The organism is Pseudomonas sp. GM30, from assembly GCF_000282275.2.
In the GTDB taxonomy this organism is placed as follows: domain Bacteria; phylum Pseudomonadota; class Gammaproteobacteria; order Pseudomonadales; family Pseudomonadaceae; genus Aquipseudomonas.
In genome coordinates this window covers 13,310-38,839 of sequence record NZ_AKJP02000008.1, presented here as the reverse complement: position 1 = coordinate 38,839, position 25,530 = coordinate 13,310, and the positions used below count along the sequence as shown (strand labels likewise).

The 25,530-nt window shown below is 64.0% G+C and carries 2 protein-coding genes (1 of these 2 running past the window's edge); both read right to left on the bottom strand.

What is annotated here, in order from left to right; translation table 11 throughout:
- Positions 1-13,210: the 5' portion of a non-ribosomal peptide synthase/polyketide synthase gene (locus tag PMI25_RS06240; RefSeq protein ID WP_024164435.1), read on the bottom strand. 1,787 nt of this gene lie to the left of the window's left edge; only the first 13,210 of its 14,997 coding nucleotides appear in the window; the start codon lies at positions 13,208-13,210; the stop codon falls past the left edge of the window.
- Positions 13,210-25,530 carry a non-ribosomal peptide synthetase gene (locus PMI25_RS06235; RefSeq protein WP_024164434.1) on the bottom strand — a complete coding sequence of 4,107 codons (12,321 nt, stop codon included), beginning with the start codon at positions 25,528-25,530 and terminating at the stop codon, positions 13,210-13,212. Before PMI25_RS06235 ends, PMI25_RS06240 begins: the two co-directional genes overlap by 1 nt.

Genomic DNA, 25,530 nt, shown 5'->3' with positions numbered 1-25,530 from the left:
CGAAGCAGTAGATTCGTACCGGCGGCGGATTGCCGTGCTGCTCAGCGTGTTCAGCCAGTTGTTGCAGATACACCGGCGGGAACGCGGCCACGGTCACGCCATGCTGATGCAGGGCGTCGTAGGTTTGTTCGGCCGTCCACAGGCTGTCGTCGCGAATCAGCAAACGCGCGCCGTGCGTCAGGGTGGTCAGCCAGCGCTCATGCGCGCCGTCGAAGGCGAACGACATGAAGTGCAACTCGCAATCGGCCGCGCTCATTTCGTAACGCTGACCGATCGCCTGGCAGTGCATCGCCAGTGGCCCGTGCGCCACGCCGACACCTTTCGGCTGACCGGTGGAACCGGAGGTGTAGATCACGTAAGCCAGATTGCCCGGCTGTACCGCCACTTGCGGTGCCGACTGCGGCTGAGTGCGCAGGTCCAGCTGATCGAGTTCCAGCACCTGCAGGTTGGCCTGGGTCGGCAGTACCTGACGCAGACTCGAGTCGCTGAGCAGCAAGGCGATGCCCGAATCGTGCATCAGATAACTCAAGCGTTCGCGCGGATAGGTCGCGTCCAGCGGCACATAGGCACCACCGGCCTTGAGCACCGCCAACAGCGCGACGATCATGTTTTCGCTGCGTGGCAGGGCCACACCGACCCGCACGTCCGGACCGACACCTTCGGCGATCAGCGCATGCGCCAGACGATTGGCCCGCGCGTCGATCTGGCCGTAGCTGAAGGCTTGCTCATTGAAGATCACTGCGGTTTGTTCGGCACGCTGTGCGGCCCAACCGGCAATGCGCTGGTGCACCAGCGTGGTCTGCGCTTGCGCGACAACGTCCGGCACGGGCGCGACTTGCCCGGTCGGCAGACCGATGCGTCCCAGCGCCTGCCCGGCGTCCTGAACCAATGCCGTGAGCAGGCCTTCCATGTTGCTGCGGATGCCTTCCACGGTCGCCAGATCGAAGTGCTCGCGCAAGAACATGTACTCGATCACCAACCCGTCTTCGAGCGTGACCATCAGGTCCATCGGGAAGTTGGTCAGGCCCGAGTTATTGATCTCGCCAAACTTCAGCGAATCATCGCGCCACTCGCGCAGCGCCTGATCGATCGGGTGGTTTTCGAACACGATGATGCTGTCGAACAGCGACTGCCCGGCACGCCCGCCCCAACGCTGGACGTCGGTCAGCGGCGTGTATTCGCGCTCGCGCATCTCCAGGTTGAAGTCCTGCAACTCGCGCAACCAGGCGCCCACGGCCTGCTCGGCCGGCACGTCCTTAATCACCGGCAAGGTGTTGATGAACAGACCGAGGATCGATTCCGAGGCCGGCAGGCTCGCCGGACGCCCCGCCACGGTGGCGCCGAACGCCACGCAGCGCTGGCCGCTGTACCGGCTGAGCAGCACCAGCCACGCGCCCTGCACCAAGGTGTTGAGGGTGACCTGCTGCGCCTGGGCAAAGGCTTTCAACTGTTCGGTGCGGGTTGCGCCCAGACGGCTGTACAGCGCCTGGTGACCGCGACCGCTGCCGGTGCGCGTCACCGCGTCCGCCAGATAGGTCGGTTCGTCGAGCAAGCTCAGGTGCTGACGCCAGAAACCTTCGCTGGCATTCGCGTCCTGCTGCTGCAGCCAGTTGATGTAACCGCGATACGGCACCGCGTCGGCCAGTGGTCGTCCGGAATACTGGCTCAGCACCTCACCGATCAACTGCGAACTGCTCCAGCCGTCGATCAGAATGTGATGGTAAGTCCAGATCAGTTGATAGCTGTGCTCGCTGACTTGCACCAGCGTCAGCCGTTGCAGCGGTGGCTGGTCAAGGTCGAAGCCCTTGGCCCGCTCGGCATCCGCCAGGCCTTGCAAGGCTTCGGCCGAATGATCCTGCTCACGCCAGTCGAGCAGACTGAACGGCAACTGCGGATCGGCGAGCACGAATTGCAGCGGCTCGGCCATGTCCTGCCAAAGGAAACCGGTGCGCAGAATGTCGTGGCGACGGCTGACGGTTTCCCACGCGGCTTGCAGGCGCAGCGGCTCAAGGCCCTGCACCGGAACGCTCAACTGGTTGACGTACAGGTCCGACTCCGGCGAATTCAGGCCGAGGAACAGCATGCCCTGCTGCATCGGCGACAAGCGATAGAGCCCGTCCAGTTGCCCGGCCGGCAATGGCAGTTGCGCCACTTGCGCCTCGCTCAAGCCGTGCAGCGGCAGGTCGATCAGCGCCGGCTCCGGCGCCACACGCCCTTCGGCAGCCTGCACGCACAGGGCCAATTGTTGAATGGTCGGTTGCTGGAACAGGTCTTTCGGGCTCAACTCCAACCCTTGCTGACGGGCGCGACTGACCACCTGAATCGAGATGATCGAATCGCCGCCCAAGGCAAAGAAACTGTCATTAGTGCTGACCTGCTCAAGGCCCAGAACCTCTTTCCAGATCTCCACCAACGCCTGCTCGGTGGCATTCACCGGTTCGACATGCAACTGCGCGGCACTCAGCTCCAGTGCTGGCAGGCGCTTGCGATCGATCTTGCCGTTGGGAGTCAGCGGCAGCTGCGCCAGCCACAGGCGATGGCTCGGCACCATGTAATCCGGCAGGGTTGCGCTCAGCCAGTTGCCGAGGGTTTGCTGCAGTTCGGCCTGTTGTTCGGCGCTGGCGTCGATGATCGCCGGATCACTCGGCACCAGATAGGCAATCAGCTGCTGACTGCCCGACACTTCGCTGGCCACGACCACCGCTTCACGCACGGCGGCATGCGCCAGCAGACGCGTCTCGATTTCGCCCAGCTCGATACGCAAGCCGCGAATTTTCACCTGATGGTCGATCCGGCCCATGTACTCCAGCTCGCCCTCCTCGCGCTGACGAATCAGGTCGCCGGTGCGGTACATGCGCTCGCCGTTACCGACGAAAGGATTCGGCACGAAGCGCTCGGCGGTCATCGCCGCACGCCCCAGATAACCGCGCGTGATGCCGGCGCCGGACAGGTACAGCTCGGCCGAAACACCCTGCGGCACTGCGTGCAGATCGGCATCCAGCAAATGGCTGGCGCTGTGCTCAAGCGCGCGCCCGATCCGCGCCTGACCACCGGCACTGCGGCGGGTCCAGGTCGAGTAAGTGGTGTCTTCCGACGGGCCATACAGGTCGTAGACGTGCTCGACGGTTGACTGCTGATACAGCGCATCCACCAAGGCTTGCTTCAGCGGTTCACCCGCCAGATTGATGATGCGCACGCTCGGCGGAATCTGCCCCGCGCGGTGCAGCGCGGCAATGGCCGACGGCACAGTGTTGATCAGGCGCACCTGATCGCGCGCCGGCAGTTGCGGCAGTTCCAGCGCATTACGGGCGATGATCAGCGAACCACCGTTGGCCAAGGTGACGAACAGCTCCCACACCGACAGGTCGAAGCACACCGACGTCGAGGCGAGCACGCCTTGGATGTCGTCGCGGCGGTAGACCTTGGCCGACCAGTCGATCAGCGCCATGACGTTGCGATGGGCAATTGCTACGCCTTTCGGTTTGCCGGTGGAGCCGGAGGTGTAGATCACGTAGGCGAGGTTGTCCGGCTGCACCGCAGTCTGTGGCGCAACAGCCGAATAGCCGCCCAGCGACAGCTGATCCAGAAGCAGCACTTGGGTATCGCCCGGCACGCTCAGGGTCGCGGCAACGGCCTGCTCAGTCAGCAACACCCGCGCGCGGCTGTCTTCCAGCATGTAGGCCACGCGATCGGCCGGGTAATCCGGGTCCAGCGGCACATAGGCGCCACCAGCCTTGAGCACCGCAAGCAAGGCAATCAGCAACTGCTCGGAACGTGGCACGGCCACGCCCACGCGCACTTCGGGGCCAACACCCAGCTCGATCAGTTTGTGCGCCAGACGATTGGCCTGCGCATCCAGTTCAGCGTAGGTCAGTTGCGTATGGGCGAAGGTCACCGCCAAGGCATCCGGGGTCGCCGCCACCTGACGGGCGATGGCTTGATGGATGCACTGCTCGGTGGCGAAATCGCTGCTCACTTGCGGGCTGTGCTCGATCAGGTTCAGTTCACTGAGCGAACGCTCCCCCGACTCGCTCATCTGCCCGAGCAAACGCTGCAGATACCCGGCCAGTTGCACCACGCTGTGCGCGGCAAAGCTTTCGCACTGGTAGCTGAAGTGCATCGACAACTCGTCGCTCAAGTGCACCAACAGCGTCAGCGGGTAGTTGGTCTGTTCATGATTGTGGATTTCACCGAAGCGCAGTTCTTGTGGTGCGCCCTGCGCCAGGGCCTCGGACACCGGGTAGTTCTCGAACACCAGAATGTTGTCGAACAGCGCCTCACCATTGCGTGCCGCCCAGCGCTGAATATCGAACAGCGGGGTGTGCTCATGCTCGCGCAAGGCCAGGTTCTGCGCCTGCACGCTCTGCAACCATTCGCCAACGCTCGATGGCGACTGCGGGCTGGCGATGACCGGCAAGGTGTTGATGAACAGGCCGATCTGCTGCTCGACCCCTTTGAGCTCGGCCGGACGCCCCGCTACCGTCGCGCCGAACGCCACGCACGGCTGGCCGGTCAGGCGCTGCAACAGCAGCAGCCAAGCCGCCTGAATCAGCGTGTTGAGGGTGACTTTCTGCTGGCGCGCGAACTCACCCAGACGCCGCGTCTGCTCAGCGTCGAGCACGCAGAAATGTTCACCATGGCCATCGCGCGGTGCATCGCCGCGCTGCGCCTGCAACGCTTGCGCGAGCAAGGTCGGCGCTTGCAGGTCAGCCAGTTGCGCGGTCCAGTAACGCTCGCTGGCCTGCACGTCCTGGCGCTGCAGCCATTCGATGTAATCGCGATAACGTCCGGCCAGTGGCGGCTGGGCAACCCCGCTGTAGCGCTGCAGGACTTCGCCGAGCAACTGCGAGTTGCTCCAGCCGTCCATCAGGATGTGGTGGTTGGTGTAGATCAAGTGGCAACGCTGCTCGTCCAGACGCACCACGAGCATGCGCAACAGCGGCCCCTGGCTCAGGTCGAAACCTTGCGCCTGTTCGGCGGCGGCCAGTGCATTCAGGTCGTTCTGGCAATCGTCGCGATCACGCCAGTCGAGCACGCGGAACGGCATGTCCAGTTGCTTGTGCACCACCTGCACCGGTCGCACCAGTTCACCCTGCCAGACAAAGCTGCTGCGCAGGATGTCGTGGTTGTCCACCGCCGCTTGCCAGGCCTGCTGGAAGCGTTGCGGATCGAGGCCTTCGACATCGAGCCGGACCTGGTTGATGTAATCGCCGGTGGCCTGCTCGTAGAGGCTGTGGAACAACATGCCCTGCTGCATCGCCGACAGCGGATACACATCGGCGACCTGCCGTGGCGCCAGCGGGAACTGGTCGAGCTGCGCCTGCGTCAGGCCGGCCAGCGGGAAGTCCGACGGGGTCAGGCCTTCGACGCCCGGGGTCAGGCAATGGCCGATCAACGCTGCGAGTTCTGCGGCGTAATCTGCGGCCAGGGCTTCAATCACCGCGCTGTCGAAGCGCTCACTACTGAACGTCCAGCCCACCCGCAGCTCGCCGCCATACACCTGACCGTTGAGGGTCAACCAGTTGCCCAGCGGCGCCTCCGGACTCTGATCGAGGCCGGCGTTGTCCGGCGACGGCACGAACAGCGCCGCCTCGTCGCCGGCGAAACTGCCGTCGAACTGCCCGAGGTAGTTGAAGGTGATGCGCGGGCTCGGCAAGGCCTGCAGGCTCTGCTGCGCGCGGGCATCACCGAGGTAACGCAAGGCGCCGAAACCGATGCCCTTGTCGGGGATCGAGCGCAGTTGTTCCTTGATCTGCTTGATCGACTCGCCAAGCGTCTCTACCGGCGTCAGGCGCACCGGGAACAGGCTGGTGAACCAGCCCACCGTGCGGGTCAGATCGACACCGTCGAACAGTTCTTCGCGACCATGGCCTTCGAGCTGGATCAGCGTCGACGCCTGCCCGTTCCAACGACCAATGACCCGCGCCAATGCCGTCAGCAACAGATCGTTGACCTGGGTGCGGTACGCCGCCGGAGCCTCTTGCAGCAATTGCCGCGTCAGCTCGGTGCCGAGCCGGGTTTGTACGGTCTGGGCCAGACGATTGTCCTGGCTGGCGTCAACGCGTTTGCACGGCAGATCGGTACTCACATCGCTCAGGCAGGCCTGCCAATAATCCAGTTCTGCCTGCAACGCCGGGCTGTTGGCGTAACGTTGCAAGTGCTCACCCCAGTCCTTGAAGGCACTGGTTCGGGACGGCAGACTCAACGGCTGATCGTTAAGCAATTGCTGATAAGCGTTTTGCAGATCCTCCAGCAGAATCCGCCACGACACGCCGTCCACCGCCAAGTGATGAATCACCAACTGCAGACGCTGCGTGCCATCGGCGAGATTCGCCAGTACCGCACGCAGCAACGGCCCGTGTTGCAGATCGAGGCTGCGCTGGGCGCGGTTACCCAAGGCTTCAAGGGCGGCGGCATCGGCCACGTCCTCCTGCCAGAGCAGATTCTGCGGCAGCGCTTCGACCGCGCGATGCTCGGCCTGCCACACGCCATCGTGCTGGGTGAAGCTCAGGCGCAAGGCATCGTGATGAGCCACCAGTGCGCGCAACACTTGCTCGAGTTTTTCAGCGTCCAGCGTCTGCCGCGGTTGCAGCAGCACCGACTGGTTCCAGTGGTGACGCTGTGGGATCTCGTCGGCGAAGAACTGCTGCTGGATCGGCAGCAGCAACGCTGCACCGCTCGCGGCTTGCTGATCAATCGTCGATTCGTCACCACCCCACTGCGCGACCAGTGCCAGACGCTGTACGGTCTGGTGCTGGAACAGGTCTTTGGGATTGAGGCGGATGCCGGCCTGACGGGCGCGGCTGACCACTTGGATCGAGATGATCGAGTCGCCGCCCAATTCGAAGAAGTTGTCGTGGATGCCGACTTGCGGCAGTTTCAGCACGTCCTGCCAGATCGCGGCCAGCCCCTGCTCCATCGCGCTTTGCGGCGCCTGATAGGTCTGCTGCGCCTGACTGGCGTCCGGTGACGGCAAGGCGTTGCGGTTGAGTTTGCCGTTGGCGGTCAACGGCAATTGCGCCAGCAGCAACAGGTGCGCCGGGACCATGTGATCCGGCAGATTGGCCTTGAGTTCGGCACGCACGCTGTCGCGCCACAGCGCCTGTTCGGCCGGGCTTGCGTCGAGCAACGCGGCGTCGCCTGGCACCAGATACGCCACCAGTTGCTGACCGCTGAGGCCCGGCTGCGCCAGCACCACGGCCTGGCGCACGGCAGCCTGTTCCAGCAGCTGCGCTTCGATCTCGCCAAGTTCGATACGGAAACCGCGAATCTTCACCTGATGGTCGATCCGGCCGATGTATTCGATCACGCCGTCAGCGCGATAGCGCGCCAGGTCACCGGTACGGTACAAACGCCCGCCATCGGCGGCGAACGGGTCGGGAATGAAGCGCAGGCTGGTCAGATCCGCGCGGTTCAAATAACCGCGAGCCAGGCCGGCACGACCGATGTACAGCTCACCGATGCAGCCTTTGGCGACCGGATTCAGATCACCGTCGAGCAAGTACCAGGACAGGTCCGGGATCGGCTCGCCGATCGGGCTGCTGGCGTCACGCTGCAAGTCGGCCAGCGAAATCGGCCGGTAGGTCACGTGCACGGTGGTTTCGGTGATGCCGTACATGTTGATCAGTTGCGGTGCCTGATCGCCGAAACGCTCGAACCATGGACGCAGGCTCTTGACCTCCAGCGCCTCGCCGCCGAACACCACATAACGCAGCGCCAGTGCTTGCGCCGCATGCTGCGGGGCGCAGGCCACTTGCATCAATTGCTTGAACGCCGACGGCGTCTGGTTGAGCACGGTGACGCCTTCGCGGCAGAGCAAGGCGAAGAAATCTTCCGGCGAGCGGCTGACCTCGTAAGGCACCACCAGCAGTTTGCCGCCGTACAGCAGCGCGCCGAAAATCTCCCACACCGAGAAGTCGAACGCGTAGGAATGGAACAGGCTCCAGACATCCGTGGCGCCGAAATCGAACCACGCATCAGTGGCCTCGAACAGACGCAGCACGTTGCGATGGGCCAGCAACGTGCCCTTCGGCTGCCCGGTAGAACCGGAGGTGTAGATCACGTAAGCCAGGTTGTCCGGGCTCATGCGCACCTGCGGATTGCTGTCGCTGTAGCCTTCCAGACCGTCACGCTCCTGATCGAGCATCAGGCTGCGCAGCGAATCGGGTACTGGCAGACGCCCAATCAGATGGCTCTGGGTCAGCAGCAAGGCAATGCCGCTGTCGCCGATCATGTAGCTCAGGCGTTCTTCCGGGTACGTCGGGTCCAGCGGCACATAGGCGCCGCCGGCCTTGAGAATCGCCAACAGGCCGACCAGCATGTCGAGGCTACGCTCCACCGCAAGACCGACGCGCACGTCCGGGCCGACACCGCTGGCAATCAGCTTGTGGGCCAACTGGTTGGCGCGGCTGTTGAGTTCGCCGTAGCTCAGGGACTGCCCGGCACAGCTCACGGCAATCGCTTGCGGGGCGCGGGCGGCTTGTTGTTCGATCCGTTGATGCAGGCACTGCTCGCTCGGGAAATCGCGGATGGCCGGGTTCCACTGCTGCAAGGTCGCCGCGCGTTCGGCGGCGTCATGCAGCGGCAGTTCGGCGATGCGCTGAGCGCTGTCGGCGACGATGCCTTGCAGCAGATGGGTCCAGTGTTGCGCCAGGCGTTCGATGGTTTCGACGTCGAACAGGTCGGTGGCATAGGTCAGCTCGGCCCAGACGTTGTCGCTCGATTCAAAGGTGTTCAGGGTCAGGTCGAACTGCGCTGTATTGGACGCCCACGGCAAGCCTTCGATCGCCAGTTTTGACAGACGCGTGGCGCCCTGCGCCTGACGCACCTGGCTCTGATGGTTGTGCATCACCTGGAACAGCGGGCTGTGGCTGAGGCTGCGCTCCGGTTGCAGCGCGTCGACCAGTTGCTCGAACGGCAGATCCTGATGCGCCTGCGCACCCAGCACGGTGTTTTTCACTTGCTGCAGCAGGCTGCGGAACGTCTGCTGACTGTCGAACTCGGCCTTCAATACTTGGGTGTTGACGAAGAAGCCGATCAGGCCTTCGGTCTCGACCCGGTTGCGGTTGGCCACCGGCACTCCGACGCGGATATCGGCCTGACCGCTGTAGCGATGCAGCAAGGTCTGGAACGACGCCAGCAACAGCGCAAACAGCGTGACGTTCTCGCGCTGCGCCAGGTGCTTGAGCGCGGTGGCCAGTTCGCGGCTCAGCGGGATATCGCGACGGGCGCCACGATAGCTCTGCTCGGCTGGACGCGGACGGTCGATCGGCAACTCCAGCAGCGGTTGATCGCCATCGCCGAGTTGTGCGGTCCAGTAGCTCAATTGACGCTCGCGTTCACCGGCGTCCATCCACTGTTTCTGCCACACGGCGTAGTCGGCGTACTGCACCGGCAGCGCCGGCAATTGCACGTTCTGGCCCTGGCTGTAGGCGGCATACAACGCCACCAGTTCATCAACCATGACATTCATCGACCAGCCATCGGAGACGATGTGATGCAGGGTGATGACCAGCGCGTGGTCATCGGCGGCCAGACGCAGCAGTTTGACCCGCAGCAACGGGCCTTGCTGCAGATTGAACAGGTGCAGGGTTTCGGCGGCGACCAGCGCTTGCAGCGCCGCCTCGTCGAGATCCGCCGCCACGTCCTGCACCTGCAGATCGAGCGTGCCGTGAGCCTGGATCACTTGCAGGGTCTGGCCCTGCTGTTCGACGAAGCAGGTGCGCAGCGATTCATGGCGCTCGATCAGCGCGTCGAAGCTGCGCTGCAATGCCGACAGATCCAGCTCACCGCGCAGACGCAGCGCCGCCGGCACGTGATAAGCGGTGCTGGTCGGTTCCAGCTGCCAGAGGAACCATTGACGCTCTTGGGCATAGGACAGCGCCAGCGGTTGCTGGCGTGGCAAGGCAACAATCGGCGGCTCCCGATGCGCCTGATCGACCCCCAGCGCGGCGACAAAGTCTTCCAGCGTGCTGTGTTCGAACAAGGTGCGCAGCGGCACTTGAACGTTCAGTGCCTGACGCACCCGCGAGACCACCTGCGTGACCAGTAACGAGTGGCCGCCCAGTTCAAAGAAATTGTCACTCAGGCCCACGCGATCGAGCTTGAGCACCGCTTGCCAGATCTCGGCGACGCTGTGCTGGGTCGCGGTCTGCGGCGCGAGGTAAGTTGATTGCAAGTGGCTGGCGTCGGGGGCCGGCAAGGCTTTGCGATCGACTTTGCCGTTCGGCGTCAGCGGCAGTTGCCCTAGGAACAACAGGTGCGCCGGCACCATGTATTCCGGCAGCTCGGCCTTGAGGCTGGCTTTCAATGCGGCGCGCAGTTCAACTTCATCAAAAGCGCTGGCGGCTGGCACCACGTAGCCGACCAGTTGCGGCCCGGTCGGGCCGTCCTGAGCGACTACCACGGTTTCGCGCACGCTGTCGAGGGCGAGCAAACGCGCTTCGATCTCGCCGAGTTCAATCCGGAAACCACGGATTTTCACCTGATGGTCGATTCGCCCGATGTACTCGATCACGCCTTCGGCGCGGTAACGGGTCAGGTCGCCGGTGCGGTACAGGCGCGCACCGGTTGTCGAAAAGGGATCCGGGACAAAACGTTCGGCGGTCAGGCTCGGGCGCTGGAAGTAACCACGCGCGAGGCCGTCGCCGCCGATCAGCAGTTCCCCCGGGGCGCCGAGCGGATTGAGCTCAAGGTCGCTGCCGAGGATATACAACGCGGTGTTGTCGATCGGTGTGCCGAGGAATGGACGGCTGTTGTCCGCACTCAAGGCGTGCTGCGCCGACCAGATGGTGGTTTCGGTCGGGCCATAGAGGTTCCACACGCTCGGCGTCAGTGCGAGCATGCGTTGCGCCAGTTCCTGCGACAGCGCTTCACCACCACAGAGGAACGTGCGGCCCGCCAGGATTGGCGCCTGTTCATTGTCCAGCAGCATGCGCCAGGTCGAAGGCGTGGCTTGCAGCGCCGTCACGGCGTGACGCTCGATCAGTTCGAGCACCGCTTGCGGGTCTTGATGCACGTCCTTGCCGGTCAGCACCACACAGGCGCCGGCCAGCAGCGGGCCGTAGATTTCCAGGCCGAAGATATCGAACGAAAAGGTGGTCAACGACAGCATGCGATCGGCGGCACAGATGCCCGGCTGCTGGATCATGCTCGCGACGAAGTTGCTCAGCGCCGCGTGGCGCACCATCACGCCTTTAGGTTTGCCGGTGGAACCGGAGGTGTAGATCGTATAGGCCAGATGCTCGCCATTGACTGCCACGTCCGGCGCGGTCTGTGGATAAGCCGCCAGCCACTCGTGTGGTTGATCGAGCAACAGGCTTTGCACGCCCGGCGGGATCGGCAACTGTGCCTGCAAATGGCTTTGGGTCAGCAGCAATTGCAGGCCGCTGTCCTCGATCATGTAGGCCAGGCGATCTTGCGGATACGCCGGATCCAGCGGCACATAAGCGCCGCCAGCCTTGAGGATCGCCAGCAGGCCGACGATCATTTCCGCGCTGCGCTCGACGGCGATGCCAACCAGTTGATCCGGGCCGACGCCGGCCTCGATCAGCTTGTGCGCCAGTTGATTGGAGCGAGCATCCAGCTCGCCGTAGCTCAGCACGTCTTCGCCGATGATCAGGGCAGTGGCCTGCGGTGTTTGCTGGGCACGCCGAGAGAAATCCTGCTGTACGCATTCGGCTTGCGCAGTGCGGTCGGCGCTGCGCAACCAGTCCTGCAACAGCACGCCGTGCTCGGCGCTTTCCAGCAACGGCAATTCGCCGACGCGCTGGCTCGGTGCGGCGACGATGCCGCGCAGCAGGTTCTGCCAGTGACGCGCCAGACGTTCGACGGTTTCAGCTTTGAACAGGTCAGTGGCGTAGGTCAGCTCGGCGGCGAAGCCGTCGCTGGATTCGTAGGTATTCAGCGTCAGGTCGAACTGCGCGGTGCGCCCTTCCCACTGCACATCCTCGACACTCAGCTGCGGCAACTGCGCCGCGCTGCGCCCCTGATCACGGCTGGTCTGGTGGTTGAACATCACCTGGAACACCGGGCTGTGGCTCAGGCTGCGCTCCGGTTGCAGGGCTTCGATCAGTTGCTCGAACGGCAGATCCTGATGCGCCTGCGCGGCCATCGCCGCCTGCTTGACCTGAGCCAGCAACTGAGTGAACGGCAACTGCCCGCTGACCTCGGCATTCAGCACCTGCGTGTTGACGAAGAAGCCGATCAGGCCTTCAGTCTCGACCCGATTACGGTTGGCGGTCGGCACCCCGACGCGAATCTGCGCCTGACCGCTGTAGCGATGCAGCAACGCCTGGAACGACGCCAGCAGCAACATGAACAGGCTCGCACCTTCGCGCTGCGCCAGCTGTTTGAGGGCGTCACCGAGGTCTGCCGGCAGGTTCAGCTCCAGCCGCGCACCGCGCAGGCTTTGCACGGCCGGACGCGGGAAATCGATCGGCAGTTCCAGCACCGGCTGCTCGCCGCCCAGGGTCTTGACCCAGTAGGCCAGCTGGCGCTCACGCTCGCCCGCTTCCAGCCAGTGGCGCTGCCAGATCGCGTAGTCGGCGTATTGCACTTCCAGTTCCGGCAGGCTCAGCGGCTGCCCGGCGGTGTCGGCGGCGTAATGCTCGATCAGCTCGTTGACCAGGACTTTGATCGACCAGCCATCGGCGATGATGTGGTGCTGGATCAGCACCAGCACATGGTCGTCCGGTGCCACTTCGAGCAGCGCCACCCGCAGCAGCGGGCCCTGCTGCAAATTGAACGGGCGTGCGGTTTCGCTCTCGACGAAGGCCTTGATCGCGGCGTCTTCACCGCCAGCATCGAGGCCCTCCGGCAATGGCGTCAGGCTGATGCTCAGCGGCAGTTGCGGGTGAATCACCTGGCAAAAGCTTTCACCCTGTTCGGCGAAAGTGGTACGCAAGCTTTCGTGACGCGCCGCCACCGCGTTGAAGCTGCGCTCCAGCGCCGCCACATCCAGCCGGCCCTTGAGGCGCAGGGCGCTGGGGATGTGATACGCGGTGCTGTGCGGGTCCATTTGCCAGAGGAACAGTTGCCGTTCCTGAGCGTACGACAGAGGAATCGCCGCAAACCCGGAACGTGTTTCCGGGATCGGCAGGTTGGCCGGAGAGACGCCCTCTTCGAGCATCTTTTCCAAGTACAGCTTACGTTTGTCCAGCGGCAGAGTGATAAAGCGCTTGGCTACCCTCAAAGCAACACTCTTGTCCATCAGACTTCCTCCATATCGTCAAGCAGGGCTTCCAGCTTGCTCAGTTTCTGTTCGTTGATTGCCCCGCCTCCTGTATCGAGTCGAGCGACAAAATCGCTCAGGACGGGGTGCTGGAATAACAGTTGCGGGGTCAGCGTCAGGCCCAGTTCAAGGGCCATGCGCGACACCACGTTGACCGCCAGCAGCGAGTGCCCGCCGAGTTCGAAGAAGTGATCGTTCAGACCGATGCGTTGCACTTCGAGCACTTGCTGCCAGATCGCCGCGACCTGCTGCTCAAGCTCACTGTGCGGCGCGACATAGGCGGCCTGCATCTGGCTGGCATCGACCGCCGGCAGGGCCTTGCGGTCGAGTTTGCCGTTGGGGGTCAGTGGCAACTGCTCAAGGAACAGCAGGTGCGCGGGAATCATGTAGTCAGGTAACGAAGACTTGAGGCCAGTCTTTAGTCCCTCGCGCAGTTGCCGCTGCGCGTCCCCGTCGTGCATCTCCAGTGACGGAGCGACCACATACGCCACCAGTTGCGCGCCGGTGTCGCTTTCGACGGCCAGCACCGCCGCCTCGCTGACTGCCGGTTGCGTGAGCAATCGCGCCTCGATCTCCCCCAGTTCGATGCGGAATCCACGAATTTTCACCTGATGGTCGATCCGGCCCATGTACTCCAGTTCGCCCTCATCGCGCTGACGAATCAGGTCGCCGGTGCGGTACATGCGCTCGCCGCTGCCGACGAAAGGATTCGGCACAAAGCGCTCGGCGGTCATCGCCGCACGCCCCAGATAACCGCGCGTGATGCCGGCGCCGGACAGGTACAGCTCGGCCGAAACACCCTGCGGCACTGCGTGCAGATCGGCGTCGAGCAGATGGCTGGCGCTGTGCTCGAGCGCGCGCCCGATCCGTGCCTGACCGCCAGCACTGCGGCGGGTCCAGGTCGAATAAGTGGTGTCTTCCGATGGGCCATACAGGTCGTAAACGTGTTCGACCGTCGATTGCTGATACAGCGTATCCACCAGCGCTTGCTTCAGCGGTTCACCCGCCAGATTGATGATGCGCACGCTTGGCGGAATCTGCCCGGCACGCTGCAGCGCGGCAATGGCCGACGGCACGGTGTTGATCAGACGCACCTGATCGCGGGCCGGCAATTGCGCCAGCTCCAAAGCATTGCGCGCAATGATCAGCGAGCCACCGTTGGCCAGGGTGACAAACAGCTCCCACACCGACAGGTCGAAGCACACCGACGTTGAGGCCAGCACGCCTTGAATGTCATCACGGCTGTAGACCTTGGCCGACCAGTCGATCAGCGCCATGACGTTGCGATGGGCAATTGCTACGCCTTTCGGTTTGCCGGTGGAGCCGGAGGTGTAGATCACGTAGGCGAGGTTGTCCGGCTGCACCGCAGTCTGTGGCGCAACAGCCGAATAGCCGCCCAGCGACAGCTGATCCAACAGCAGCACTTGCGTATCGCCCGGCACGCTGAGGGTTTTCGCAACCGCCTGCTCAGTCAGCAACACCCGCGCCCGGCTGTCTTCCAGCATGTAGGCCACGCGATCGGCCGGGTAATCCGGGTCCAGCGGCACATACGCACCACCGGCCTTGAGCACCGCAAGCAAGGCAATCAGCAACTGCTCGGAACGCGGCATGGCCACGCCCACGCGCACTTCCGGACCAACACCCAGCTCGATCAGTTTGTGCGACAGACGATTGGCCTGTGCGTCCAGTTCACCGTAAGTCAGCTGCGTATGGGCGAAGGTCACCGCCAAGGCATCCGGGGTCGCCTCCACCTGACGGGCGATGGCTTGATGGATGCACAACTCGGTGGCGAAATCGCTGTTCACTTGCGGGCTGTGTTCGATCAGGTTCAGTTCGCTGAGCGAACGCTCACCGCCATCCGCCATCTGGCTCAGCAGACGCTGCAGATGCGCGCCCAGTTGCGCCACGCTGGCCGCCGCGAAGCTGTCGCGCTGGTAACTGAAATGCACCGACAGTTGCGCACCCATGTTCACCAGCAAGGTCAGCGGATAGTTGGTCTGCTCCTGATTGGCCACCGCACCGAAGCGCAGACCTTGCGGCGCGCCACGCTCCAGTGCTTCGCCGATCGGGTAGTTCTCGAACACCATCAGGCTGTCGAACAAGGCGTCACCGCCCTGCCCGGCCCAGCGCTGAATGTCCGCCAGCGGCGTGTGTTCGAATTCGCGCGAGGCGAGGTTCTGCGCCTGCACCGCTTGCAGCCAGGCGATCACGCTCTGCTGCGCGGACGGCGCAGCGATCACCGGCAGCGTGTTGATGAACAGACCGATCTGCGCTTCGGCCCCCGGCAGATCCGCCGGGCGCCCGGCGACGGTGGCGCCAAACGCCACGCAATCCTTGCCGGTGTAGCGCTGCAACAGCAGCAGCCACGCCGCTTGCACCACGGTGTTGACGGTGACTTTCGCGGCCCGGGCAAACTCGCCCAGGCGCTGGCTCAGCTCAGCGTCCAGCACTTGGTAATGATCGCCGTAACCCACGCTCGGCAAACCGGCCTGCGGCCGCGCGATGGCATTGGCCAAACGCGTCGGTTCCTGCAGATTGCCCAGCGTCGCCAACCAGTAGGCTTGCGCCGCCGCGCCATCCTGACGTTGCAGCCAGGCGATGTAATCGCGGTAGCGACCTGCGCCTCGGACGACCGCTTCGCCGCTGTAGTGCTGCAACACTTCGCCGAGCAACTGCGCGCTGCTCCAGCCGTCCATCAGGATGTGATGGTTGGTGTAGATCAGCTGATAACGCTCGGCCGCAGTGCGCACCAGCACCAGACGCATCAGCGGTGCACAGCCCAGGTCCAGGCCCAGTGCGCGCTCCTCATCAGCGAGGGTTTGCAGCGCTGCCTCCAGATCAGTCCTGCCGTGCCAGTCGAGCACGCTGAACGGCACTTCGACCTGACGCTGCACCACTTGCACCGGTTGCGGCAGATCGCCTTGCCAGAAGAAGCCGCTGTGCAGGATGTCATGCGCATCCACCGCTGCCTGCCACGCTGCGCGGAAGCGTTGCGGATCGACGCCGTCGACGTCCAGGCGCATCTGGTTGATGTAGTCGCCATTGCCGTGTTCGAGCAAGGTGTGGAACAGCATGCCCTGCTGCATCGGCGACAGCGGATAGATGTCGTCGATGCCTTGCGGCTCCAGCACCAGTGCGTCGAGTTGCGCTTGCGACAGTTGCGCCAGCGGGAAGTCCGACGGCGTCACGCCACGGTTGGTACTGTCGCAGCAGTGGCCGATCAGCGCGGTCAGTTCCTGCACATAGTCGTCGGCCAGACGCTGGATAGTGGCGGTGTCGAACATCGCGCCGCTGTAGGTCCAGCTCAGGTCCAGCTCACCGCCGAACACCTTGCTGTTGAGCGCCAGCGGATTGCCCAGCGGCCCTCGCAGATTGACCTCTGCGCCGCCGGACTCGCTGGTCGGCACGAACAGGGCATCGCTGGCGGCATCGAAGCTGCCATCGAACTGGCCAAGGTAGTTGAAGGTCAGGCGCGGCGCCGGCAAGGCTTGCAGGGTGGCACGCGCCGGCTCATCACCGAGGTGCGCGAGTGCGCCGAAGCCGATGCCCTTGTGGGGGATCGCCCGCAGCTGTTCCTTGATCTGCTTGAGCGAGGCGCCGAGTTCGGCGGCCGGTGCCAGGCGTGCCGGGAATACGCTGGTGAACCAGCCCACGGTGCGGGTCAGATCGATGTGTTCGAACAGGTCTTCGCGACCATGGCCCTCAAGCAATACCAACGCATTGTCGTCCCCGGTCCAGCGCACCAACACCCGCGCCAACGCGGTCAGCAACAGGTCGTTGACCTGGGTGCGATAGGCCGCCGGAGCTTCCTGCAACAGCTGACGGGTCAGAGTCTGATCGAGTTTGCTGCGCAGGGTCAGCGCCTGATCGTGTTGCTGCCCGCCGTTCGGATGGTCGTAAGGCAAGGCCGCCGAAGCGCCTTGCAACTGCTGCTGCCAGAAGCCCAGTTCGGCCTGCAACGCCGGGGTTTTGGCGTAGTCCTGCAACGCCGCCGCCCAGGCTTTGAGCGCACTGGTTTTCGCCGGCAATTGCACAGGTTTACCTGCGAGGAGCTGGCGATAGGCGTTTTGCAGGTCTTCGAACAGAATCCGCCACGACACGCCATCGACCACCAGGTGATGGACGATCAGCAGCAGGCGCTGACTGCCATCAGCCAGGTTCGCCAGCACCGCGCGGATCAGCGAACCGCCGCTCAGTTGCAGGCTGCGCTGGGCCTTGTTGCCCAGTGCCTCAAGGGCCGCGAGATCAGCGACCTCGACCTGCCAGAGAATGGTTTCCCCCGCTTGCGTGGCGACGTCGCGGTAATGCGCCGACCAACCCACAGCCTGCTCGACAAAGTCCAGACGCAAACTGTCGTGCTGAGCCACCAACGCATCCAGCGCCTGCTCCAGTACCTGAGCGTCCAGCGCCTGCGTCGGTTTGAGCATCACCGACTGGTTCCAGTGGTGACGGTCGGGAATCGCCTCGGCAAAAAATACCTGATGAATCGGCAGCAGCGCGGCTTCGCCGGTTTGCGCGCGCTGATCGATGGGCTGCACGACTTCGCCAGTCTGCGCGACGGCGGCCAGGGCCTGAATGGTCTGGTGCTGGAACAAGTCTTTGGGGCTGAAGCGAATCCCGGCCTGCCGCGCCCGGCTGACCACTTGAATCGAGATGATCGAGTCGCCGCCCAGTTCGAAGAAGTTGTCGCTGACGCCGACTTGCTCAAGCTTGAGCACGTCTTGCCAGATCGCCGCCAGTTGCTGCTCCAGCGCCGTCTGTGGCGCGACATAGGTTTGTTGCAGCTGGCTGACATCCGGTTTCGGCAGGTTCTTGCGATCAAGCTTGCCGTTCGGCGTCAGCGGCATGCGCTCAAGATGCAGGACATACGCCGGCACCATGTGCGCCGGCAGGCTGGCCTTGAGCTGCGCGCGCAGGTGGTCGGTGAACTCGGCACTCGCTGAATCACCGACCACGTAGGCCACCAGACGCTTGCCACTGCCAGCGCTGCCTTCCTGCGCCACGACCACCGCTTCACGCACGCCGTCGAGGGCTTGCAACGCCGCTTCGACTTCGCCCAGTTCGATACGGAACCCGCGAATCTTCACCTGATTGTCGATGCGATCCAGATAGTCGAACGTGCCGTCGACGCGCTGGCGCACCAGGTCGCCGGTGCGATAGAGCAAGCCGCCATTTGCGCTGAACGGGTCGGCGACAAAACGCTCGGCGGTCAGCCCCGGACGGTTCAGATAACCCCGCGCCAACCCGGTACCACCGAGGTACAGCTCACCGGCCATGCCTTGTGGCAGCAGGTTCAGATCGGCGTCGAGCACGTAGGCGCTGCGATCGCCGATCCGGCTGCCGATTGGCGCATAAGCAGCGCCGCACGGCTCTTCACGGCCAGCCTTCCAGATCAACGGCGTGACCACGGTTTCGGTCGGGCCGTAGCCGTTGATGATGTAGTCCGGATCGAGCGCGCGTTTGACCCGTTCAAAACTGGCGTTTGGCACCGCATCGCCGCCGAAGCAATAGATCCGTACTTTCGGCGGGTTGCCGACACGCTCGGCGTGTTCGGCCAGTTGTTGCAGGTACACCGGCGGGAACGCGACCACGCTCACGCCGTGTTCGATCATCGCGTTGTAGGTCTGCTCCGGCGTCCACAGCGTGTCGTCGCGAATCAGCAGCGAAGCACCGTGGGTCAGGCTGGTCAGCCAGCGTTCGTGGGCACCGTCGAAAGCGAACGACATGAAGTGGAATTCGCAGTCGCTGTCGCGCATTTCATAGCGCTGACCGATGGCCTGGCAATGCATCGCCAATGGGCCGTGGGCAACACTGACGCCTTTCGGATTGCCGGTGGAACCGGAGGTGTAGATCACGTACGCGAGGTTGTGCGGATCGACTGGCACCTGTGGCGCCGTGCTCGGCAATTCGCGCAGGTCGAGACGATCCAGTTCCAGCATTGACACCGACTTACCGACCGGCAATTGCGCCGACACCGACGAATCGCTGAGCAGCAGCGCCAGCCCCGAATCCTCGATCAGATAGGCCAGGCGTTCACGCGGATAACTGGTGTCCAGCGGCACATAGGCACCGCCGGCCTTGAGCACCGCCAGCAGCGCGACGATCACCGCCTCGCTGCGTGGCAGGGCCACACCGACCCGGGTCTCGGCGCCGACACCACGGGCGATCAGCGCGTGGGCCAGTTGATTGGCACGCTGCTCGATCTCGCCATAACTGAAGTGCTGACCGTTGAAGATCACCGCGGTGCGCTGCGGACGCTCGACCGCCAGCGCGGCAATGCGCTGATGCACAGCGATGTCCAGCGGGTACGGCTGCGGCTGGTTCTGGGCTTGCTGGCGGGCATGCTCGTCAGCACTGGCCAGAGCGATTTCACCGAGGTTGCGCTCGGCCGACAGCGCAAACTGCTCAAGCAATTGCAGCAGGTGAGCACTGATGCCTTCGATCACCTCACCGGCAAACTGGCTGCGGTCGAAGCTATAGTGCAGCGCCAGTTGCTGACCGAGGGTGACTGCCACGCTCAGGGCGTAGTGGGTCTGTTCGAGGTTGCCGACATCACCGAACTGCAGGCCCTGCCCGGCCTGGCTCAGCGCCTGGGCGACCGGGTAGTTTTCGAACACCAGAATGTTGTCGAACAGCGCTTCCCCGCCCTGCCCGGCCCAACGCTGGATGTCCGCCAGCGGCGTGTGTTCGAAGTCGCGCAGGCTGAGGTTCTGCGCCTGCACCGCTTGCAGCCATTGACCAACGCTTTGATCCGGACGCGGCGCGCCGATCACCGGCAGGGTGTTGATGAACAGGCCGACCTGTTGCTCGATGCCCGGCAAATCCGCCGGACGCCCGGCCACGGTCGCACCGAACGCCACCGCTTCGTGACCGGTGTAGCGCTGCAGCAACAGCAGCCACGCAGCTTGCACGAGGGTGTTGACGGTGACTTTCTGCTGGCGGGCAAACGCTTCCAGCGCCTGGGTGCGCGGCACGTCCAGCGTCAGATAATGGTCGCCGTGGCCACTGTCGCGCTCGCCGCCGGTAGCGGTGCGGGCCAGTCGGGTCGGCTCTTGCAGCGCGGCCAACTGAGCGCTCCAGAAGTCCTGACTGAGTTGCGCGTCCTGACGCTGCAGCCAGGCGATGTAATCGCGATACCGTCCGCCGCCATGGGCCGGGGTGCGACCGCTGTAGCGCTGCAACACTTCGCCGAGCAACTGCGAGTTGCTCCAGCCGTCCATCAGGATGTGGTGATGGGTGTAGATCAGGTGCCATTGCTCGGCAGCGGTCTGCACCAGCACCAGACGCAGCAACGGTGCATGGCTCAGATCAAATCCTTGCTGACGCTCGGCATCGGCTAGCGCCGCGAGCGCTGCCGGCTGATCGTCGCGCTCGCGCCAGTCGAGAATGCTGAATGGCAACTGCACCTGTTTTTGCACGATCTGCAGCGGTTGCGCCAGTTCGCCCTGCCAGACGAAACCGCTGCGCAAAATGTCCTGCGCATCGACGGTAGCCTGCCATGCGGCACGGAAGCGCTCAGGGTCAAGACCTTGCACATCCACGCGCAACTGGTTGATGTACTCCCCCGCCGCTTGCTCGTAAAGGGTGTGGAACAGCAAACCCTGCTGCATCGGCGACAGCGGGTAGAGATCATCGAGCTGACCGGCCGGCACCGGCAGCGCATCCAGTTGCGCCTGAGTCACGCGGGCCAGCGGGAAGTCCGACGGCGTCGCTTGCGCGGTTTGCAGGCTGCAGCAGTGTTCGATCAGCGCCTGCAATTCGCTGGCGTATTGATCGACCAGGTGCTGCACCGTGGCGCTGTCGAACATCTCGCGGCTGAAGCCCCAGCTCATCGACAATTCGCCGCCATACACCTGACCTTCCACGGTCAGCCAGTTGCCCAGCGGCGCCGACGGATCCTGCGCCACGCCGCTGGTTTCAACAGCCGGCACGAACAGCGCCGCCTCGTCGAACTGGCGGTCGAACTGGCCGAGGTAGTTGAAGGTGATGCGCGGTTGCGGCAGCGCGGCCAGTTCGGCGCGCACCGACGGCGCGGCCAGATGGCGCAGCACGCCGTAACCCAGACCTTTGTCCGGCACCGCGCGCAGTTGCTCCTTGATCGCCTTGAGCGAACCGTCGAGATCCTCACTGGCGGTCAGATTGACCGCGAACAGGCTGGTGAACCAGCCCACGGTGCGGGTCAGGTCGACGTCATCGAACAGGTCTTCGCGGCCGTGGCCTTCCAGTTCGATCAACGTCCCCGGCTGCTGGCTCCAGCGACTGATGGTGCGCGCCAGGGCGGTGAGCAACAGATCGTTGACCTGGGTGCGATAGGCGGCGGGCGCCTGTTGCAACAACTGACGGGTGCGCTCGGCGTCGAGGCGCCATTCGATTTTCTCGCCATGCAGGTTGTGCAGGCTGCCATCCGGGCGGTCGCACGGCAGATCTTCGGCGCCCTGATGCTGGGCTTTCCAGTAACTCAATTGCTCATCGAAACGCGACGCTTCCTGCGCCAGACGCGCCGTCCAGCTCTGGAACGCGCTGGTCTTGGCCGGCAACTGAATGCCGCCACACGCCGCCAGTTGCTCGTAAGCCTGCTGCAGATCTTCCAGCAGCACCCGCCAGGAAACGCCATCGACTGCGAGGTGATGAATGATCAATGCCAGTCGTTGCGAGCCGTCGGCCATCGTCACCAGCAACGCGCGCAGCAGCGGGCCGTTTTGCAGGTCGAGGCTGCGCTGAGCTTCGTTGCACAGTGCCTGCAACTGTTCGGCAGATTCGGCATCGCGTTGCCACAGCTCAGCGCTGTTCACTAGCGGGCCGTGGCTTTGTTGCCAGCCTTCAGTGCCTTCGACAAAACGCAGGCGCAAGGCGTCGTGGTGATTGATCAGGTGGGTCAGCGCCGCATCGAGCCATTGTGCGTTCAACGCCTCACGCGGGGTCAGCAGCAACGACTGGTTCCAGTGCTCGCGCACCGGCATCGCCCGACTGAAGAAATCCTGCTGGATCGGCCCGAGCACGGCGTCGCCGGTCACCGGCCCCTGATCCACCGAGGACAGACTATCGTGGCTCGCGACCAGTGCCAGACTGCGCACCGTCTGGTACTGGAACAGGTCACGCGGGCTGATACGGATCCCGGCCTGCCGCGCACGGCTGACCACTTGAATCGAGATGATCGAATCGCCGCCCAGCTCGAAGAAGTTGTCTTCGAGGCCAACGCGGTCGAGGCCGAGCACCGCTTCCCAGATCGCCGCGAGGGCTTTCTGCATGGCGTCCTGTGGCGCCACGAATGCCTGTTGTGGCGCGGCATCCGGTTGTGGCAAGGCCTTGCGGTCGAGCTTACCGTTGGCGGTGACCGGCAATTTGTCGAGGGTGATCAGGTAGGTCGGCACCATGAATTCCGGCAGGCTGCCGAGCAGCCACGCCTTGACCTCTTGCTGCCACTGCTCGTCGGCCTGCGGGTTCTCCAGGACCAGATAAGCCACCAGATGCTTGCCGCCCTGCACCAGCACCACCGCCTCACGCACCAGCGAGTGCTGCATCAGGCGGGTTTCGATTTCGCCCAGCTCAATGCGCAAACCGCGCAACTTTACCTGGTGGTCGAGACGCCCGAGGTATTCGATCACCCCGTCGGCACGCTGCCGCACACGGTCGCCGGTGCGGTACAGGCGCGCGCCGTCATGGAACGGGCACGGCACAAAACGTTCGGCCGTCAGCGCCGGACGCTGGTGATAACTGCGCGCCAGCCCGGCGCCGCCCAGATACAGTTCACCGGCGACACCGCTCGGCACCGGCAGCAACTCGGCATCGAGGACGTGGGTGCGCAGGTTGGCGATCGGCCGACCGATCGGCACGCTGTCCGCGCCTTCATCGACACAGGTCCAGTGGGTAACATCGATGGCCGCTTCGGTCGGGCCGTACAAGTTGTAGAGGCTGGCGTTCGGCAGTTTGGCGAAGACTTGCAGCTGTGCATCCAGCGGCAACGCTTCACCGCTGCAGACAATCCGCTTGAGTCCGCTGCAGCTTTCCACGCCGGCCTCGTGAATGAACGCCTGCAACATCGACGGCACAAAGTGCAGCGTGCTGATGCCGTGGCGGTTGATGCTATCGATCAGTTGCAGCGGATCACGGTGCGCGCCCGGCGCGGCCACCACCAGCCGCGCGCCGGTCAGCAGCGGCCAGAAGAACTCCCACACCGACACGTCGAAACTGAACGGGGTTTTCTGCAGCACCGAATCACTGGCGTCCAGCGCATAGGCCTCCTGCATCCAGCACAAACGGTTGACCAGCGCCGCGTGGCTGTTGCCGGCGCCCTTCGGTTTACCGGTGGAACCCGAGGTGTAAATCACGTAGGCCAGGTTCAGCGGATCGACGCTGACGTCGGGACGGCTGTCGCTGTAGCGGTCGAGCAGTCCTGGTTGATCCAGGGTGATGAGTTTCACGCCATCAGTCGGCAGCGTTGCCAGCAACGCTTGTTGCGTCAGCAGCAAGGTGATGCCACTGTCCTCGATCATGTAGGCCAGACGCTCCTGCGGGTACTCCGGATCCAGCGGCACGTAAGCGCCGCCAGCCTTGAGAATCGCCAGCAGCGCGACGACCATTTCCACCGAACGCAAGGCGCAGACGCCGACCAGATTGTCCGCCTGTACCCCCTGTTCGCGCAGCAGATGCGCCAGACGATTGGCCCGGGCATCCAGTTCGGCGTAACTCAGCGTCTGTTCGCCGAATACCAGCGCCGGTGCCTGCGGCGTACGCGCGACCTGCGCTTCGATCAACTGGTGAATCGGCGTGTCGCTCGGGTACTGCGCGTGGACGTTGTTCCAGTCGTGCACCAGCGTGCGCTGCTCGTCAGCCTCCAGCAGCGGCAGTTCACCAATGCGCTGCGACGGATCGGCGACCATCGCCGTCAACAGGCGCAGCCAGTGTCGCGCCATGCGCTCGATGGTCGGTGCATCGAACAGGTCGCTGGCGTAGGTCAGTGCGGCGTGGAGCTTGCCGCCCTTCTCCCAGGTGTCCAGCGTTAGGTCGAACTGGGTGGTGCGGCTCTGCCAGTCGAGGCTGTCGAGTTGCAGGCCGGATGCGGTGCGCAGGGTGGCGATATCGGCCACGTGCGGCTGATGGTTGTACATCACCTGGAACAGTGGCGTGTGGCTGAGGCTGCGTTCCAGCTTCAGCGCTTCGACCAGTTGCTCGAACGGCAGATCCTGATGCGCCTGCGCACCCAGCGCGGTTTCCTTGACCGCCCGCAACAGTTCGTCGACCCGGGTCTGGCCGTGCAGTTGCGTGCGCAGCACCTGGGTGTTGACGAAGAAGCCGATCAGGCCTTCGATCTCGCCGCGATTGCGGTTGGCGATCGGCACACCGACGCGCAGGTCGGTCTGCCCGGTGTATCGGTGCAGCAGCGCATTGAAGGCGCCGAGCAGGAACATGAACACAGTGACCTGATGCTGTTGCGCCGCGCTGCGCAGTTGTTCGGCGAGTTGGCCGTCGACCGCGAACTCGTAACGGGTGCCGCGATAGCTCGGCATCGCCGGGCGCGAATGATCCAGCGGCAATTCCAGCACCGGGTGTTCGTCGCCCAGTTGCGCCTGCCAATAATCGAGTTGGCGCGTCTGCTCACCGGCCTCCAGCCAGCGGCGTTGCCACAGCGCATAGTCGCTGTACTGGATCGGCAGTGGCGGCAATTGCGGCGTCTGACCGGCGTCGAACGCGTCGTAGCAACGGATGAATTCGTCGATCAACACGTTCATCGACCAGCCATCGGACACGATGTGGTGCAGGGTCAGCAGCAGCACGTGTTCCTGCTCGGCGAGCTTGAGCAAGGTCACCCGCAGCAACGGGCCAACCGCCAGATCGAATGGCAACACCGACTGCTGTTCGGCGGCACGGATCACCGCCTGCTCGCGCTCGCTGGCCGGCAGTGCGCTGAAGTCTTCCCGGTCAATCAGCAGCGGCGCGGTGGCCGGCACTTGCAGCAGGCTGTCATCGGCCTGGCGCTGGAACACCGTACGCAGGGTTTCGTGGCGCTCCACCAGACTGGCGAAGGCTTGCTCCAGCGCCGCCTGGTTCAGTCGACCATTGAGCCGTACCGCGCCCGGCAGGTTGTAGGCGCCGCTCTGCGGGTCGAGTTGCCACAGGAACCACATGCGGCGCTGCGCGTAAGACAGCGCCTGACGATCCTCGGCTGCGATGCCGGCCGGTATCGGAAACCGCGCGAAATCCACGCCCTCCTTGTGCAGGGCCGCGAGGAACATCTGGCGCTTTTCCAGGGGCAACCCGATAAACCGGCGAGCAAGTTTCAAGGAGTCTTCAGCATTCAT

Coding starts and splice junctions, on each gene's coding strand:
- PMI25_RS06235 (WP_024164434.1), bottom strand. CDS start 25,530: ATGAATGCTGAAGACTCCTTGAAACTTGCTCGCCGGTTTATCGGGTTG.